This is a genomic window from Providencia sp. PROV004, from assembly GCF_011045615.1.
Classification (GTDB): domain Bacteria; phylum Pseudomonadota; class Gammaproteobacteria; order Enterobacterales; family Enterobacteriaceae; genus Providencia; species Providencia rettgeri.
In genome coordinates this window covers 2,421,759-2,437,426 of record NZ_CP042859.1, presented here as the reverse complement: position 1 = coordinate 2,437,426, position 15,668 = coordinate 2,421,759, and the positions used below count along the sequence as shown (strand labels likewise).

At 38.6% G+C, this 15,668-nt stretch carries 16 protein-coding genes and 1 pseudogene; 12 read left to right on the top strand and 5 right to left on the bottom strand.

What is annotated here, in order from left to right; all coding sequences use genetic code 11:
- Positions 1–103 precede the first annotated feature (103 nt).
- On the top strand, positions 104–757 hold the full coding sequence (locus tag FVA69_RS10855; RefSeq protein ID WP_109912243.1) for a LysE family transporter: 654 nt from the start codon (positions 104–106) through the stop codon (positions 755–757).
- A gap of 81 nt (positions 758–838) precedes the next feature.
- Here FVA69_RS10855 and mnmH read toward each other — a convergent pair whose 3' ends face one another.
- Positions 839–1,927, bottom strand: coding sequence for a tRNA 2-selenouridine(34) synthase MnmH (gene mnmH / locus FVA69_RS10850; RefSeq protein WP_164528824.1), 1,089 nt, complete (start codon positions 1,925–1,927; stop codon positions 839–841).
- Between the two features lie 157 nt (positions 1,928–2,084).
- On the opposite strand from mnmH, the gene FVA69_RS10845 reads away from it, so the two are divergent.
- The 3 genes from FVA69_RS10845 to yjjJ all read left to right on the top strand — a co-directional run bounded on the left by FVA69_RS10845 (position 2,085) and on the right by yjjJ (position 4,350).
- Positions 2,085–2,348 carry a DUF3811 domain-containing protein gene (locus FVA69_RS10845; RefSeq protein WP_004910935.1) on the top strand — a complete coding sequence of 88 codons (264 nt, stop codon included), beginning with the start codon at positions 2,085–2,087 and terminating at the stop codon, positions 2,346–2,348.
- Between the two features lie 82 nt (positions 2,349–2,430).
- Positions 2,431–2,700 (top strand): hypothetical protein, encoded by a 270-nt coding sequence (locus FVA69_RS10840; RefSeq protein WP_198634861.1) that lies wholly within the window; start codon positions 2,431–2,433, stop codon positions 2,698–2,700.
- Between the two features lie 345 nt (positions 2,701–3,045).
- Positions 3,046–4,350, top strand: a complete 1,305-nt coding sequence (gene yjjJ / locus FVA69_RS10830; protein ID WP_109912246.1) for a type II toxin-antitoxin system HipA family toxin YjjJ — start codon at positions 3,046–3,048, stop codon at positions 4,348–4,350.
- A 253-nt stretch (positions 4,351–4,603) separates the two neighbouring features.
- On the opposite strand, the gene FVA69_RS10825 is transcribed toward yjjJ, so the two are convergent.
- Complete coding sequence (locus FVA69_RS10825; protein ID WP_004910941.1) at positions 4,604–4,882, bottom strand: VF530 family DNA-binding protein; 279 nt, start codon at positions 4,880–4,882, stop codon at positions 4,604–4,606.
- 537 nt (positions 4,883–5,419) lie between these two features.
- On the opposite strand from FVA69_RS10825, the pseudogene FVA69_RS10820 reads away from it, so the two are divergent.
- From FVA69_RS10820 to FVA69_RS10800, 5 genes and pseudogenes are all read left to right on the top strand, one after another.
- Positions 5,420–6,076: pseudogene (locus FVA69_RS10820) on the top strand (winged helix domain-containing protein); the annotation flags it as partial.
- Between the two features lie 163 nt (positions 6,077–6,239).
- Positions 6,240–7,868 carry a DUF4139 domain-containing protein gene (locus FVA69_RS10815; protein ID WP_164528823.1) on the top strand — a complete coding sequence of 543 codons (1,629 nt, stop codon included), beginning with the start codon at positions 6,240–6,242 and terminating at the stop codon, positions 7,866–7,868.
- A 75-nt stretch (positions 7,869–7,943) separates the two neighbouring features.
- Entirely contained in the window at positions 7,944–8,693 is a 750-nt protein-coding gene (gene ydfG / locus FVA69_RS10810) for a bifunctional NADP-dependent 3-hydroxy acid dehydrogenase/3-hydroxypropionate dehydrogenase YdfG (RefSeq protein WP_109912249.1), read from the top strand.
- Positions 8,694–8,775: 82 nt separating this feature from the next.
- Positions 8,776–9,147 (top strand): DUF1283 family protein, encoded by a 372-nt coding sequence (locus FVA69_RS10805; RefSeq protein WP_004910949.1) that lies wholly within the window; start codon positions 8,776–8,778, stop codon positions 9,145–9,147.
- 48 nt (positions 9,148–9,195) lie between these two features.
- Positions 9,196–9,429, top strand: a complete 234-nt coding sequence (locus FVA69_RS10800) for a DUF1161 domain-containing protein (RefSeq protein WP_164528822.1) — start codon at positions 9,196–9,198, stop codon at positions 9,427–9,429.
- A gap of 73 nt (positions 9,430–9,502) precedes the next feature.
- On the opposite strand, the gene bioD is transcribed toward FVA69_RS10800, so the two are convergent.
- The 3 genes from bioD to FVA69_RS10785 all read right to left on the bottom strand — a co-directional run bounded on the left by bioD (position 9,503) and on the right by FVA69_RS10785 (position 12,534).
- Entirely contained in the window at positions 9,503–10,177 is a 675-nt protein-coding gene (gene bioD, locus FVA69_RS10795; RefSeq protein ID WP_004910953.1) for a dethiobiotin synthase, read from the bottom strand.
- A 142-nt stretch (positions 10,178–10,319) separates the two neighbouring features.
- Positions 10,320–11,531, bottom strand: a complete 1,212-nt coding sequence (locus FVA69_RS10790) for an ROK family protein (RefSeq protein ID WP_110731941.1) — start codon at positions 11,529–11,531, stop codon at positions 10,320–10,322.
- Positions 11,532–11,622: 91 nt separating this feature from the next.
- Positions 11,623–12,534, bottom strand: coding sequence for a LysR family transcriptional regulator (locus FVA69_RS10785; RefSeq protein WP_004910958.1), 912 nt, complete (start codon positions 12,532–12,534; stop codon positions 11,623–11,625).
- 125 nt (positions 12,535–12,659) lie between these two features.
- On the opposite strand from FVA69_RS10785, the gene FVA69_RS10780 reads away from it, so the two are divergent.
- The 3 genes from FVA69_RS10780 (at position 12,660) to tus (ending at position 15,645) form a co-directional block, all read left to right on the top strand.
- Positions 12,660–13,931, top strand: coding sequence for an MFS transporter (locus FVA69_RS10780; RefSeq protein ID WP_109912251.1), 1,272 nt, complete (start codon positions 12,660–12,662; stop codon positions 13,929–13,931).
- A gap of 84 nt (positions 13,932–14,015) precedes the next feature.
- The gene (locus FVA69_RS10775; protein WP_109912252.1) at positions 14,016–14,594 is read left to right on the top strand and encodes a lytic polysaccharide monooxygenase; all 579 of its coding nucleotides are present in this window, start codon (positions 14,016–14,018) and stop codon (positions 14,592–14,594) included.
- Positions 14,595–14,727: 133 nt separating this feature from the next.
- Positions 14,728–15,645 carry a DNA replication terminus site-binding protein gene (tus, locus tag FVA69_RS10770; RefSeq protein ID WP_164528821.1) on the top strand — a complete coding sequence of 306 codons (918 nt, stop codon included), beginning with the start codon at positions 14,728–14,730 and terminating at the stop codon, positions 15,643–15,645.
- Positions 15,646–15,668 lie beyond the last annotated feature (23 nt).

Genomic DNA, 15,668 nt, shown 5'->3' with positions numbered 1-15,668 from the left:
CAGCACATTTTTTGATTTAAGCTCAGAAAATGTGCATAGTAAAACAGAATTACAATCTATACCGTGTCTATAATGGTTAACCTTAAATTTTTGAAGAAAAATAATGGACCCATTACACAGTATTATCATCACGCTATTCTTATTTATACTGACCTTTTTTAATCCTGGAGCAAATTTGTTTATTGTGGTGCAAACCACATTGAGCTCAGGTAAAAAAGCTGGATTAACTTGTGGTTATGGTGTGGTGCTAGGCAATGCCATTTATTCGGGGCTCGGTTTATTCGGTCTTGTCACATTAATGGCTGAATTTGGCTCATTATTTTCACTGATTAAAATTCTTGGTGGCTTATATTTGCTTTATTACGCGCTAAGTGTATTTAATAACAAAACGCAACTTAATCTGTCCACCGAAAATACTACGGAACATTTCCCATCTGGTATCTATTTTAGGCGGGGGCTAATTTCTGATTTATCAAACCCCCAAACCGTTTTATTTTTTATGAGTATTTTTTCAACGACCATTTCGCCATCAACACCATTATGGGCTAAATTAGTCATTTGGCTGGGAATTGTTATTGCATCATTAGTTTGGCGGGTTATTTTATGCCAAACATTCTCTTTAACTTCTGTTCGTAGAACCTATTCACGAGTTCATAAAGTGGTCGGTAAAGGTGTTGGGTTAATTCTAGGGGCGTTGGCAACAAGGTTGATTTACCAAGGGTTCAGCGAATTGGCTATGAAGAAATCACCGTTCTAGATTTACTGATGAAGAAGTCATTGCTATATAAAATAGCCTCAGACTTTGCGATGAGGCTATTTATAGTGGAATAAAATGAATTCATTGATGCGTTAACCAATGTTCAACTTCTTGATAATTACCGCGAAAAATGATGCGGTGTTGTTTTTTACTTAATTGATAGCGATACATTGGGTCATAATACTCATTCAACAATGGGATTAACCACGAAAAATGTGTCTGGGTATCTCCGGTTGTTTTTTGGTCTGCTAAAGCACGCTCAAGTAAATGCGTCAATTCGATTGTCTGCTGTGATCCTAACCGTTTACGGATGGCAAACAGACCATGATGTAAATAGTCGCTATATTCCTGCCAGCCACGCTCGAAACCAAAAGTCGCTATAAAATCTTGCGTCATACGGTCAAAATATTCATATTTTAAACGCTCAAGACGCAGTTCAAAAGGGTCATCAATAATAGCGATTGGCGCTTTTTCCATTTGTGCGCGTAGTTCAAGTGGCAGGCTATTTGCACCAATGGCACGTCCTTCATCTTCCAGTACCCAACGCTGACATTGTTGGGCTTTTTTCAATAGCGTAACTGCTAAATAATTTTCAAAAGTGGCTTGAGTGTGCTGTTGTTGTAATGTACGACCAAACGAAGAGCCACGATGATGTGCGAGACCTTCTAAATCAATTCCGTTCGCTAAATGATGTACGAGAGTGGTTTTACCATTACCCGTACAGCCTCTCACTAAAATAATAGGACGTTGAACCAATTCATTAACGGCATCAATTGCTGTTTGTCGTAATGCTTTGTAACCACCATTGATGAGAGGGTATTCAATACCGGCCTCTTTTAACCAAGATTGCACGATATGTGACCGCATACCACCGCGTGCACAGCAAATATAGCCATTCATATTTTGTTTACAAGCTGCTATCCATGCAGTGATCCGAGCCATTTTAAGGTCACCACTGACAAGCTGGTGGCCTAATTCAACAGCTTTAGCCGAACCTTGTTGTTTATAGCATGTACCAACAGCTGCGCGTTCATCATCATTCATCAAAGGCAGGTTTATGGTATTCGGCATTGACCCTTGTTGAAATTCGATAGGCGCTCTGACATCGATAAGTGGTGTGCCAGTGGTTAAGATTTGACGAATATTTTGCGAAGAAGTGGTTAATTCCATAATAACAGAGAGATTCTTTAAAGTTGCAATGGATTTACTATACTCTTAATCCTATTGCTTGGCATTAATGTTAGGTTTAAAACGAGGGTTAGTATTTTACTGCGTAATAATGATATATTGTCGTTAGGTATTTTTAATATGAGTAAGGGGTAATACTATGAAGATGCTAACGATTCAAGAAATGACCGAAACTCAAAAAATCCAAGTGCGCACGAGACTCGCGCAAGAAAGGAAGAAACTAGGCCGTGAATTAACCAATTCTGAGCAGAGCAAGGTAAGAAAACAAATTATTACAGAAATATCTCAAGAAGTCGAAAAACAAGCTAAAAAACGACGAGCAGAAAAGAAAAAAGATAAATTAGTACCCAGTGATACAACATACAGTTGGTCTTCACAAAATCACAAAAGAGGGTATCGTTAATTTTGAATCAGAGTGTTCCGCTAGCGATTTGCGTTAAGTAATTGTAATTTTATGCAATTCAAATCATTAAAAGACCTCTAAGATGAAAAAGATTGCGTTATTATTCTTGTTATTTAGTCGTTTTGCTGTCGCAAAATCCCATTATCATGGGAAACCATCCCGTAATGATTCTGTTGTTGTGCATGTTTGCGCTTTATCTCCTTTTTCTAATTTTTATGCAGAAGCTGCAATGTCCGAGCAAACAGCACGAAACAAAACCTCTCGGCGTTGTGAATTAGGGCAAGGGCAAGGCAGTATTTTTTGTAAAGCTCAAGATGCGAAATGCAGTACCAGTAAAATTGGTTGGGTCTAGTGGGGAACACAATATAATCGGATTATTCGCTGTTTGCTCTCTTTGCATTTTTTGGCGATATAGGATCCCCAAGTTAAAGCAGAAGCCGACTCTCGGCCTTCTTGGGCAAAATTGCCAACGACCTTGTATTTTTCTATTCAATAAATTTCCTTTTTCTAGCGCTCTGGCAACTTCACTAAAAGTAACTGGTAATCCATGAATGCTATGAGTTAATACAACGGCTTTCAGTATCCAGCGGTGGTTGTTTAACTTCCACGTGACAAAAGTAGCGGTGGCTGATAGATTATCTATTCATATAGGTATTCATTTATCTATTCATAAACCTATTCACTGAGTGATTAAATCATGACAAATAGACTTGAAATGATTCGTCAATTATTGCGTCGAGAGCCAGCAACGGCAAGGCAACTCGCTGATATAATGAATATTAGTCAGCCAACCATTTCTCGAGCGTTAACATCACTTGGTGAAGACATTGTTCGAATTGGTTCGGGTCCATCTATTCAATATGCTTTGCGTGATACTTTTCGCGGGTTTGACACGGCACCTATTTATCGCATCAGTGAAGAGGGAACCTTAAGGCCACTAGGGAAACTGATCCCAGTTTACCCCGGAGGATTTGTCATGGAGCAGGAAGATAATGTCTGCCTTTATAGTGATGGCCTGCCATGGTGGTTGTTTGATATGCGTCCACAGGGGTATCTTGGTCGGGCGTATGCATCAACTTATTCAGCAGAACTTGGTCTACCGGCTAACCCAGAACACTGGTCAGATAGCGATATAATAAGGGCTTTAATTACCCATGGTCATGATGCAGTAGGAAACTTATTAATTGGGGAGCAGGCAAAAAAGCAATTTTTGAATATGCCTTCACCGACACCTGTTGATCGAGCTATAACCTATCCCTCACTAGCATTGGCTGTCAGTTCTGGAGAAGCTCCAGGCTCATCAGCCGGTGGAGAGCAACCAAAATTTTGTACTTATACCGATCGTGGTCATGTACTCGTAAAATTTACGGCGCTGGACGATAACGTAATCAGCGAACGGTGGCGCGATTTATTGCAAGCTGAACATCTTGCGTTAAAAGTGCTTGGTGTAGAAACAGAAGTTTTTGATTTTGGTGGACAGCGCTTTCTTGAAGTTCCTCGGTTTGACCGAGTAGGTTCACTGGGTCGCATAGGCCTTTTCTCTTTACAAGCTCTAGAAGCTGAGTTTGTTGGCAAAGCGATGAAACCTTGGCCTGTATTGGTGAATGACCTTGTCAAACAAGGGTATGTAGATGCCGATGCCGCCATTAGTACTGCGCGACTTTGGGCATTTGGCATGTTGATAGGAAATACGGATATGCACCATGGTAATTTATCATTTATTAGTAGCCATGGTCGTCCATATCAGCTTGCGCCAGCCTACGATATTTTGCCTATGGGGTTTGCTCCTAAATCGGGCGGTGAAATCGTAAACTCACTTCGAGTGGCAACTCTACTTGATGGGATCAGTGGGGATATTTGGCGAGAGGCGTTAGCACTAGCGGAAGAGTTTTTCACCTTGGTAAATAATTGTGATCGGTTATCAAATAATTTTGGCCAATGTCTTACTGCGTTGCGTAATCATCTTGATGAGGCGAGGTCACGCATATCCCGTTTGGAGTGAGGCTCATTGGTATAGATGTCAGTATTTTTCATTATTCATGAAAAGGTTAATTGCTTATGTAACCGATCGCCAAAATTGGGTTACGTAAGTTTTTAACCATGAAATTTCAACCCGATTTTGTGAAAGGGTATTAACCAGCGGGGCGGCCGTAATGCCTAAACCTTAAACATCATTAAGGTAGATTTAAGGCTTAAGTAGATATTTGTTATGCATGATTGTGGTCATTAGTGAGGCGTTAATATTATCTTGGCTTTTAACGTCGTGAATTACACCATGGGTCATTAGGATATGCTCCCGTATTATCAATCGAATTGTTTTCTATCATATCCAAATAGAGTAACTCAACTTCAGTTCTTGCCCATGGCGTGCGACGAAGAAACTTTAAGCTAGATTTAATACTTGGATCTTTGTTAAAGCAGTTTATTTTTATAATGCGTCCAAGTTGGCTCCAACCGTATCTATCAACCAATGCATTAACTTGCATTTCTAGTGTAACTCCATGTAAAGGGTCTTTCGATTTATATTCACTCATTACGGCATATCCGAAGCATAGGCAGGTTATTATTAAGCGCATATAAATAAGCTGAATACCAATCTAAGTCAATAGGGTGTTAACAATGACTGAACGAGCAAGGCCTATTTTTGCCCTGAAATTCCATTTAACATAATATGCATTATGCGAATCTAAGTGTGAAATGAAGAAATCCAGCGTTTTGGCTGGTTAATCGTGTTGGTTCTTTTTTGGTTTTAAACCCAATTTGACTTCATAAATCTTCCGTTTTGCAATAACTTCTATGGGTTCTTCAATTACTCTGATATCTGTTAGTTCCCATGCTAACTAACCTAATTCATATTATGATTATTGTGAGAAATGAATTCTGGCAATATGTTACGGATATTCCCACAAAAGTTATTGACCGACGTTTGACGCCAAACAAGAATATGACGGTGTATTACTTCTATAATTACCCGCTAATTTACTCATATAGATGTGGTCACATGGCTTACAAACTGAATCTTAACTGGCCTGAATTTTTAGATAAATACTGGCAGAAAAAACCCGTTGTATTATCCGGCATTATTACATGTCGACCCATTTGAACCGATTATTGACGTAGAAATGGCGCCTGGAGATATTCTGTATATTCCGCCGGGATTCCCTCATGATGGTTTCACTTTCGAAGATACCATGAACTATTCTGTCGGCTTTCGCGGGCCAACAGGACGTGATCTGCTGAGCAGTTTTGCAGACTATGCGCTGTAACAGGATTTAGGTGGCATAAATTATAGCGATCCTGACCTCACGGTGACTGAAAACACAGGCACCATGAAACCTCATGAGGTTGAACGTCTACGAGCCATGATGATTGAAATGATCAACAAACCGGGTGATTTTGAACAGTGGTTAGGCCGTTTTGCAACGACTCTACGTCATGAATTGGATATTGCGCCTGCGGAACCGCCATACCAACCGGAAGAAGTGCTGAGTGCACTGAATGATGGTGAAAAACTGATCCGACTGAGCGGTTTGCGTGTGATGCGTATTAATGAGCACTTTTTCGTGAATTCTGAAAGCTGGATTACCACAGAAACAAAGGGTGCGGATGCATTGTGCCAGTTTACGGAAGTCGACAGCAATGAACTTGGTAAGGCACTGAATAACCGAGATTTTGTTGCGCAATTAACCGAATTTATCAATCAAGGATATTGGTATTTCGAAGAATAAGTCGCCCCTGCCCAACAAGATAAAACACCTGCTGATGGGTGTTTTATCCCTTCTGTCCTTCTACTTTTGTCAGTTTTTAGGTTTTATCTGTTATCTAATAAAAGTCAAATAAGCTAGTTTTAGTCATTATCTTACTTAGCGGTACTTCTGATTGGAGTTAAAAATGACAGTTCCTACTCGGCTGGTCAGCGGCTTATTATTCGCAACACTTTTGGCTTCTCAACACGTACGTGCTGATGCTGAAACAAAACTAAATCAAGATGTTAAACTAAATCATGCAACCGTGTTTTTGCGCGGTGCTACCTTAGACAACAGTGTGACACTGTCACTTAATAAGGGGCAGACTGAGGTTGTTCTTACGAATATAGCAAGCAATATTGACGCTCGAACGCTTTCAATTGACTTTGATAATAGTGATGTGACTATTCGTTCCGTAAATGTACAAAATGTGGCAGTTACACCTACATACCCCGCCAATATTGTTGAATTACAAGAACAACAAAAGGACTTAGTTCAGCAAGTTGAAAACTTAAACATTGCAATTAAAGTCGGTGAAGAGCAATTAAGCTTATTGAAAGATCAGCGCTTTTTTGGGGAAAATAACGCGCAATCATTAGAACAGTCCTCTCAAAAGTTAGACTTTATACGTCAACGAATGACTTCAATATTGCATGAACAACAAAAATACCAATTAGAGATTGATAAGTTAGAAGAAAAACTTGCGATATTGCAAACGCAGATCGATGAAAAAATGCCCTCGTCTGTTGGCCAGCAAACTCAGATTGTCATGTTGGTCGATGCGGCTAAACCAACCATTGCACAGCTACAATTGTCCTATTTAACGCCTGATGCCGCGTGGTCACCAAGTTATGACATTCGTAGTCAGGACGTTGAGTCGCCAATCACCCTCACGTATAAAGCCAATTTAATTCAAAATACAGGCATTGATTGGGAAAAAGTCAATTTGACCTTATCGACGGTTAACCCATCAAAAAATATCACGCCTTCTGTTTTACAGCCTTGGCGCTTATCCGTTTATGATGATAATGCTCAAATAGCGCGTCAGGTTCGAATGAGGATGCCTGCAGCCCCTGTGGCAATGTATCAAGAAAATGGTGTTAGTGAGAAGAAAAAAACAATCAATTCAGGTATATCAGACTTTGTTACAACGTCTAATAATGGTATCAATTTAAATTATCAAATCGCCCTGCCTTATTCACTAAAAAGCGCGAACAAGCCGAATACTGTCACCATCAAACAACAAAATCTCGATGTAAAATACAAATATACCACCACGCCAAAACTGATTGAAGAGGTGTTCTTACAAGCAGATATCGACAATTGGCAATCACTTAACCTATTGAATGGAAATGCTAATATTTATTATGGTAATACATATATTGGCAACGTTATGATTAATGCAAATCAATTGGTTGATACATTACGAGTTCCTTTTGGTGTTGACAAGTGTATTCAAGTTTCCCGTGAACCAAATGAAAAAATAAAGAAAAAACCGAGTTTTATGGGATCAACAATCCAACAAACAGAAAGTTACTTGATCAAAGTAAAAAATATGCATGCGAAACCAGTTGAATTAACGGTTTATGACCAAATTCCGCTAAGTGAGGATAGTGAGATAAAAGTGTCTGAAATAGAGGATAAAAACGCAGTTACCAATAAAAGTACAGGTGAAATAGCCTGGGATATTACTTTAGAGCCTAATGAAGAAAAGCAAATTTCATTCAGTTATACATTGAGCTATCCAAAAGACAAACAAATATTAGGGTTATAACAATTTTTGTAGTTAATGTTAGATGGCGTTAGAATAACGCCATGCTGACACAACAATAACAAATTTGAGGTTTCCATGATTATATTAGTAACAGGCGCTTCTTCTGGCTTTGGTGAATCAATCGCTCGTAAATTTATTCAAAATAATCATACTGTTATTGGTACAGGGCGTAGAACTGAACGTTTAAAAGCCCTACATCAAGAATTAGGGGATAAATTTTATCCATTAACATTGGATGTTCAAGACAGAAAAGCCATTCAATCTGCAATCGCTAATTTACCTACTCACCTCAAAAACATTGATGTCTTAGTCAATAATGCCGGTCTTGCATTGGGCCTAGAGCCTGCTTTTGATGCAAATCCTGATGACTGGGACGTCATGATTAATACGAATACTAAAGGCTTAGTGAATATGACCTATGAGGTGTTGCAAAACATGGTAGTCGAAAATCATGGTCACATTATTAATATTGGTTCTACTGCGGCAAGTTGGCCCTACAAAGGTGGTAATGTTTATGGTGCAACCAAAGCCTTTGTGAAACAATTTTCACTTGGTTTACGTGCTGATTTACAAGGGAAAAAAATTCGAGTTACCGATATTGAACCAGGCTTAGTTGGTGGCACAGAGTTTTCAAATATTCGCTTTAAAGGGGATGACGATAAAGCAGCTAGCACTTATCAAGGTGCAGATGCCCTGACCCCTGAAGATATTGCTGAAACAGTGTATTGGGTTGCCACGCTACCTGCTCACATGAACGTAAATACATTAGAATTAATGCCTGTTTGCCAAACGTTTGCAGGTTTAACCGTACATAAACAACTTTAGATTTTAGTACTATTCTATACAGACGCACTAGCACACTTTTAGCTATACTCAGATTATCAGTCCTGTTTAGTAAGGAATTACCATGAATTCACACAAAATGTTGAAAACTGGCTTAACTGCGTTATGTTTTTGTCTCCCTCTACTTTGGGCTACGTCGTCTCCTGCTGCACAATCGACAACATCATGTACTGCAGGTAGTACTTGTGTTTCAGTAGGTAAAGGCGATGACTCTCTTAATAAAGAGCAAGCGCGTCAAGAAAAGGAACAATGGGATAGTACCCGTATGTTGCGTAATAAAGTTAATACGCGTACTGAAAAAGAATTTGATAAAGTAGATGCCGCTTTTGATGCAAAAGATAAATGTGAAAAAAGTCTTAATCTAAATGCTTATTGGGAGCCAAGCACCAAACGTTGCCTTGATGTGAGTAATGGTCGTCCAATTAGTAATCCATAACCTGATAATAGGTTGCCTTATGGAGTTGTTGTTCAACAAGGAGATAAGATGAAAAAGAAATTATTGTTACCCTTATTTGTACTGATGTTAGCGCCCGCTTTTGCGCAAGCTTCATGTGAAAGTGTGATTGAGGGAATCAAACAAAAGATTATCAATAATGGCGTTCCTGCTGATAATTTTAGTTTGGTCGCAGTACCTAATGATGAAGTTGACTCATCTAAAGGTCAAGTTGTAGGTCACTGCCAAAATGATTCTTATAAAATCATTTATACCCGCCATTAGTCTATATTTTAGGTAAAATAAAGGGCGCTATTTGATGATAGCGCCCTTTTTCTCTGTTGGATTATTAACGCAATTAGTTAGGAATAGCGATAAGCTCTTGCAGTTTATCTGTATTGAGATAATGCCCTAGCTCTCTTTCTTCCGGTCGCAATAAATATGGGATTTCCCCAATTAATGGGGCCTTAATATGATGTTGTAACCGATCAATTATTTGAGCATAGTGCGCTAACCCTGGGTTGATACGGTTTGCCATCCAACCGATTAATGGTAATCCATCTGCTCGGATTGCATCCGCAGTTAATAGTGCATGATTAACACAGCCATGTTGAATACCTACGACTAAGATAACACCGACCGGCTGGCCTTTTAACCAGTCTGCATAAAAAGTATTGTCATCAAGCAAATAGCGCCATCCCCCATTACCTTCGATAACAACCATGTCACATTGATGATGTAAATGGTCTAGACCATGCTTTATTTTATTGAAATCAATGCTGTTCTCATGGCTGTAATTGTCCGTGATACGCACAGGATTAACTTCATCGTAGGAAACTAGGTCTTTAGAAACACTGTGAATTAGCAATGCATCTTTATTTCTGATTCCTTCAGGGGTATCAATGCATTGGTCAGCAATAGGTTTGTAGCCCACGGCTTTAATTCCTTGGCTATTTAGTGCTTGCAGGATGGCAAGCGTCGATACTGTCTTCCCGACATCTGTATCTGTCCCGGTAACAAATAGATTGATCATGGTCTTTTTCTATCCTGAAGTGACAGACTTATACAGCAATAAGCTGCAAAAATGATATGGATTCAGTTTATTGGAATGGGTAAGTGAGAAGTTTGCGTTAGCTCAATTTTGTGTACGATAGTGTAAATATTATCGAATTGTTTTAGCCTTGTAATAGTTGTAGTAGAAGTGAACCATCGTATAACGCTCGCTGTATTAATGAAGTTTCACTATCTTTGATGCTAAATGTAGATTTTTCTATCACTAATGTAGACGAATACAGAGGAATAGAAAGTTTATTTATATGTTTATGTAAACATTTTAAAAACAGATCAGAATCTTGATTCAAAGGAGAATTAACCAAAATGAGCTGACTACCCAATAAATTTACCATCAGTGCTAACGGTTTTGCCAACTGTTGTGCAACTTTATTAATAAGATAAACACAAAGACTGTCGTTTAGAATTGCGCCAGCGCAAATTTTATCCATTGAGATATCTTGCTGATGCAAAAATGAATCTGGGTAGTTTATTAGCAAATTATTAGCTTGTTGTAATATTGCAGGAATGGACGTATGGGTTTCTAAGCAATCATAGCTACCACAGTAGCAAACGTTATTTTGTTCAGGCTCACATTGAGTATGGCCGAATAGAATAGGCCGATGGGTATTCGTATCCAATGTTGTCCCATGGTTTAATACCATGACATTAACAACATTTTGTAGCTGTAAGTAAATGATATTTTTTTCTTTTCTTTTTTCCTGATGGGAGAAGAGGTCCATTAAGGCTAAAGCATCCACTGGCGGATGTAAATAAACGGGTAAACCAGTTTGCTTGGTAAGATATTCTGCGATGGCAAGTTGGTGGATTTTAAAAGAAGAATGCTGATAAATAACGCCAGTATGAGGGTCTAAAATACCATCAATAAGGATACTTATCGCGGTGACTCTTTCTAATATTTTTTGCTGGCTGGCAAAGAATTGACTAATTAATTCAGAAAGAAAATCGATAAATTCGCTATTTCCTAGCGGTGTAAATGGATACTCTGTTTGAGCTAAGGTAACTGCGTTAATTTCTTTCAGAGAAATCGTGAGTTTTTGGCCTTCGATACGAATAGCTAAAAATTGCCACCCTTCACTTTCAATGACTAACCCGACTGCTGGGCGTCCGCGCAGACCGAGTACCGGAAACTCTAATTCTTTAATTAAGTGAGCATCCATAAGTTCACGTGTAATTTTGGTGATACTAGCGGGCGCAAGCTGTGCTTGTTTTGACAAAGCAATACGCGAAATTGGACCATGTTGATCAATGATACGGTAAACAATACCCGTATTTAATTGTTTGATTTGGTCTATATGGCCAGTTTGATTCACCATGGTAATAATTCAATTCCTTTATAAAGCAATGAGTTATTATGCCTTAATCTGTGTATGAATGATTTCATTTACATTAAAAGTGTGAACTTGCTCACTTTTGGTTACCAACAATGTTGGCCATCAAAAGATTCGTTAATTTTTTTGCGACGGAGGGCAATGTTCTACGTGTATTGTAGACTAACCAGACTTCAGATGAAGCATTAAGATTAGTGAGTTTTAAGTATTTTACACCATCAATTTTCATACGCGTGAATGATTCTGTAATCACTGATATTCCCATACCAGCGGAAACTAATCCCAAAATAGTCATGGCTTCCCCGGCTTCTTGAGAAATGGTTGGAACCACTCCCGCAGATGTTAGTAATTGATTTATTTCATCATATAATGCTGTACCAACATCGCGCTCAAAGAAAATAAAAGGATAATCAGCAAGTTGTTGAATATCTACGCCTACATCAATAAATTCTAATAATGGATGTCCCTCATAGACGGCTACCATAAAAGGCTCTTTAAATAATAGTTGATAATCCAATTGTTCTGGTAATACCGTATTTCTCATAATACCAATATCAATTCGCCCCGTAATTAATGGCGCTATCTGTTGTTTGGTATTCATCTGGTGCATATGAATAGAAACTTCAGGGTAAGCTTCTCGATATTGCCGTAAGCTCATCGTAACTTTGTGCATAAATGGCGTAGTTGAAGTAAAACCAATGGATAACTCTCCAAGTTCACCCTTTTCCATGCGAGCTGCTTTTGTTGCTGCTGCATCGACTTGAGCTAAAATTTGATATGCTTCTTTTAAGAACATAGTCCCCGCTGCCGTTAAGGCCACATTTCGGTTATTTCTTTCCAATAGTTTTGCATTAATTTTCTCTTCAAGTATTTGTATTTGCTGACTTAAAGGGGGCTGCGAAATATGCAATCGTTCAGCAGCTCTACCAAAATGAAGTTCTTCCGCGACAGCAATAAAGTATCGAAGATGTCTAAGTTCTATACTCATCGTTTGGTTAATACCCATTAATATGTTTAAAGTATTATTATGAATAATTAATATATTAGACAAAAAACTAAAAAGTTTCTATTCTTTGATCGAAATCAAGTGTGTTGGTATGACAAGGAATAAACATGGAACACTCACAAAATAGCCTTACATCTGAGCAACCTAATGAAGGAATAAGAACACCCTTACAGGGACATACCACACCAAAAAAACATTACATACAAAGAGATGACGCGCTGTATTTACGTGTGACCTTATCCTTTTTTACCGTTGGTTTTGCCACATTTGCTTTGCTGTATTTCGTTCAGCCAATTTTGCCTATGCTGTCAGAAGATTTTAACATTTCCCCTGCAACAGCAAGTTTATCATTATCACTGAGTACAGGCTTAATGGCATTAGGGTTATTAATTACTGGGCCAATTTCAGACGCAATAGGCCGTAAGAATGTGATGGTTATTGCATTGACCTGCGCTGCATTATTTACTCTACTCAGCTCAATCATGCAGAGCTGGCAAGGGATCTTAATTGCCAGAGCATTAGTTGGTTTATCGCTAAGCGGTGTTGCTGCAGTAGCTATGACCTATTTAAGTGAAGAGATCCACCCTAGTTATGTTGCACTATCTATGGGGTTGTATATTAGTGGCAACTCGCTGGGAGGTATGAGCGGCCGGCTAATGACGGGGGTGATCGCAGATTTTTATTCATGGCGTGTTGCTGTCGTTATTTTAGGTTCGTTAGCCTTGATTGCCGCAATTGGCTTTTGGCGCTTACTGCCCCCTTCTCAACATTTCCGCGCGAGTTCTTTAAAACCTAAAAATCTATGGGTTAATTTACATCTACACTTTAGAGACAAAGGTTTACCTTTTCTATTTATCGAAGGCTTTGTCTTGATGGGTGGTTTTGTCACAATGTATAACTACATCGGATATCGTTTACTTGACGCACCTTATTCATTTTCTCAGTCTACGGTTGGCTTGCTATCTGTTATTTATTTAACAGGGACTTACAGTGCGACTAAAACAGGAAGCCTAACTCAAAAATATGGGCTTGGTCGTATATTGATAGCTTCTATTACCCTGATGTTAATTGGTATTTTAATCACATTGTGTTCGAATGTGTGGTTAGTTTTATTTGGGATGACGGTACTAACAACCGGTTTTTTTGCTGCGCACTCTGTTGCCAGTAGCTGGGTGGGACGTAGAGCGAAACGAGCACGAGGACAAGCTTCTTCTCTGTATTTATTCAGTTATTATGCAGGGTCAAGTATCGCAGGTACAGTCGGTGGTTTATTTTGGGAACACTTTGGTTGGACGGGTGTTGCGCTATTTATCGCTGGCATACTGTTTATCGGTCTTATCATCGCTTGTCGTTTAAAATCAATTTGTTATAACCAGTAGATTAGAGGCTGATAAAGGTTAAACTACCATTTTCTCCCGTTATTAGTAGATGATATGAGTGTCTATTAATAACGAGGAAACCCAATGAAATCATTCTCTATAAAATCATTTTTATTTGCACCATTGCTTTTTTGTTGCAGTTTTGTGGTCTGGTCGCATGGCTATGTTAAGTCCCCTGAAAGTCGTTCATACTATTGTAAGTTAGGGATAAATGAGCAATGTGGCCCAGTGCAATATGAACCGCAATCCATTGAAGGCAAACAGGGCTTTCCCAAATACGGCCCAGCCGATGGTAAAATTGCCAGTGCAGCTAATGCTCTTTTTTCTCCCTTAGACATACAAACTACTGTTCGGTGGCAACGAGCTATTATAAATTCACCAAATGTTAGGTTTAAATGGCGCATTACTGCGAAACATAAAACAACAAAATGGGAATACTTCATCACTAAACCAGATTGGCAACCCAATTCGCCGTTATCGCGTAAACAGTTTATACTAACCCCATTTTGTAAATTTGAACGTGTAGAAATTCCAGGGGAGAGCGTGGAGCACAATTGCGTATTACCGAAGAATCAAAAAGGTTACCATGTGATTTTAGCAATTTGGACAATAAATGATACGGTAAATGCGTTTTACCAAGTCATTGATGCAGAAATAAATTAGCGTAAACGTAAGTCATAATAAGAGAAGGACAAGTGTTAAAATACCCACTTGCCCTTTTAGGCTTTATTTTTTATTGATAAACACGATAGTTAATGTTAATTATTGTTTACCACACATTGAATGTTGTAACTAAATGACAAATAAACAAGACCTGATTAATACGTTTAATGAATTGGAATCACAAATAAACCAATTTAGCCTTTTGCTATTGGAGCAATCAAAGCAAGTACCATTTACAGCCCATGTATTTCAATTACCTTCGGTAATCAAAGGTGAAGAAAATAATGAGATAGAACAAATCGCAGTGGAAACGGTGGTGAGCCATGATGCAGTAAAAGAAACAATAAAATTAATTAACTTGTTATTTTTACAGAATAAATCTGAAGAAATTAGCAATAAAGCCGCTATCCGCTTACCTGGGGCAATATGTATACAAACCAATTTACAGGCGTATCGTGACTTTAATTCATTAATATCAAAGATCAATGAGTTAAAGATGCATATAAAAGCAATAGTCACTCAAGTTAACGAGCCACATCGATTCGAATTTATACGTAGCAGTTTACATGGACTGCTAACACTAAATACTTACCGCACCCTCACCTCATTGGTTGATATCGATACGATTAATTTTGGTTGGGCGAATAAAAAAGTCATTAATAAAGTGACCAAAGAAACAGTACTAGACCGTTTACAAGCAAGTTTAGAAAGTGGTCGCTCCCCTCTTCATTTACCTAAAGAACATTGGCTTTTACAATTGGAAAATGAAATTCGCTTAATTGATTCCCTACCCCATAATGCGGTTTTGAAAATTCAACGTCCTGTCAAAGTTCAGCCAATAGCTCGAGTGTGGGATAAAGAACAACAGAAACAAACGCAGTTTGCCTGTGCAACACCTTTATTTGTTTTTGCGCTCGAAAAAACAGTGGCCGAAATTAAAGTCGGTGAACTCCCCGATTACCATGCAAATAGCATTGTTATTCGTAATCGCCCTAAAGCAAAAGCAGTTGAATTATTAATACCACGCTTAAATTTGTATATTGAGCGCTAAAAAAACACCCATCTGTAAAACAG

What these genes read in the sequence shown, in the direction of transcription:
- FVA69_RS10825 (WP_004910941.1), bottom strand. Translation starts at nt 4,882, where the DNA reads ATGAGTGAATATAAATCGAAAGACCCTTTACATGGAGTTACACTAGAA.
- ydfG (WP_109912249.1), top strand. Translation starts at nt 7,944, where the DNA reads ATGATTATATTAGTAACAGGCGCTTCTTCTGGCTTTGGTGAATCAATC.
- FVA69_RS10840 (WP_198634861.1), top strand. Translation starts at nt 2,431, where the DNA reads ATGAAAAAGATTGCGTTATTATTCTTGTTATTTAGTCGTTTTGCTGTC.
- FVA69_RS10855 (WP_109912243.1), top strand. Translation starts at nt 104, where the DNA reads ATGGACCCATTACACAGTATTATCATCACGCTATTCTTATTTATACTG.
- FVA69_RS10805 (WP_004910949.1), top strand. Translation starts at nt 8,776, where the DNA reads ATGAATTCACACAAAATGTTGAAAACTGGCTTAACTGCGTTATGTTTT.
- FVA69_RS10775 (WP_109912252.1), top strand. Translation starts at nt 14,016, where the DNA reads ATGAAATCATTCTCTATAAAATCATTTTTATTTGCACCATTGCTTTTT.
- FVA69_RS10785 (WP_004910958.1), bottom strand. Translation starts at nt 12,534, where the DNA reads ATGAGTATAGAACTTAGACATCTTCGATACTTTATTGCTGTCGCGGAA.
- bioD (WP_004910953.1), bottom strand. Translation starts at nt 10,177, where the DNA reads ATGATCAATCTATTTGTTACCGGGACAGATACAGATGTCGGGAAGACA.
- mnmH (WP_164528824.1), bottom strand. Translation starts at nt 1,927, where the DNA reads ATGGAATTAACCACTTCTTCGCAAAATATTCGTCAAATCTTAACCACT.
- tus (WP_164528821.1), top strand. Translation starts at nt 14,728, where the DNA reads ATGACAAATAAACAAGACCTGATTAATACGTTTAATGAATTGGAATCA.
- FVA69_RS10790 (WP_110731941.1), bottom strand. Translation starts at nt 11,531, where the DNA reads ATGGTGAATCAAACTGGCCATATAGACCAAATCAAACAATTAAATACG.
- yjjJ (WP_109912246.1), top strand. Translation starts at nt 3,046, where the DNA reads ATGACAAATAGACTTGAAATGATTCGTCAATTATTGCGTCGAGAGCCA.
- FVA69_RS10800 (WP_164528822.1), top strand. Translation starts at nt 9,196, where the DNA reads ATGAAAAAGAAATTATTGTTACCCTTATTTGTACTGATGTTAGCGCCC.
- FVA69_RS10845 (WP_004910935.1), top strand. Translation starts at nt 2,085, where the DNA reads ATGAAGATGCTAACGATTCAAGAAATGACCGAAACTCAAAAAATCCAA.
- FVA69_RS10815 (WP_164528823.1), top strand. Translation starts at nt 6,240, where the DNA reads ATGACAGTTCCTACTCGGCTGGTCAGCGGCTTATTATTCGCAACACTT.
- FVA69_RS10780 (WP_109912251.1), top strand. Translation starts at nt 12,660, where the DNA reads ATGGAACACTCACAAAATAGCCTTACATCTGAGCAACCTAATGAAGGA.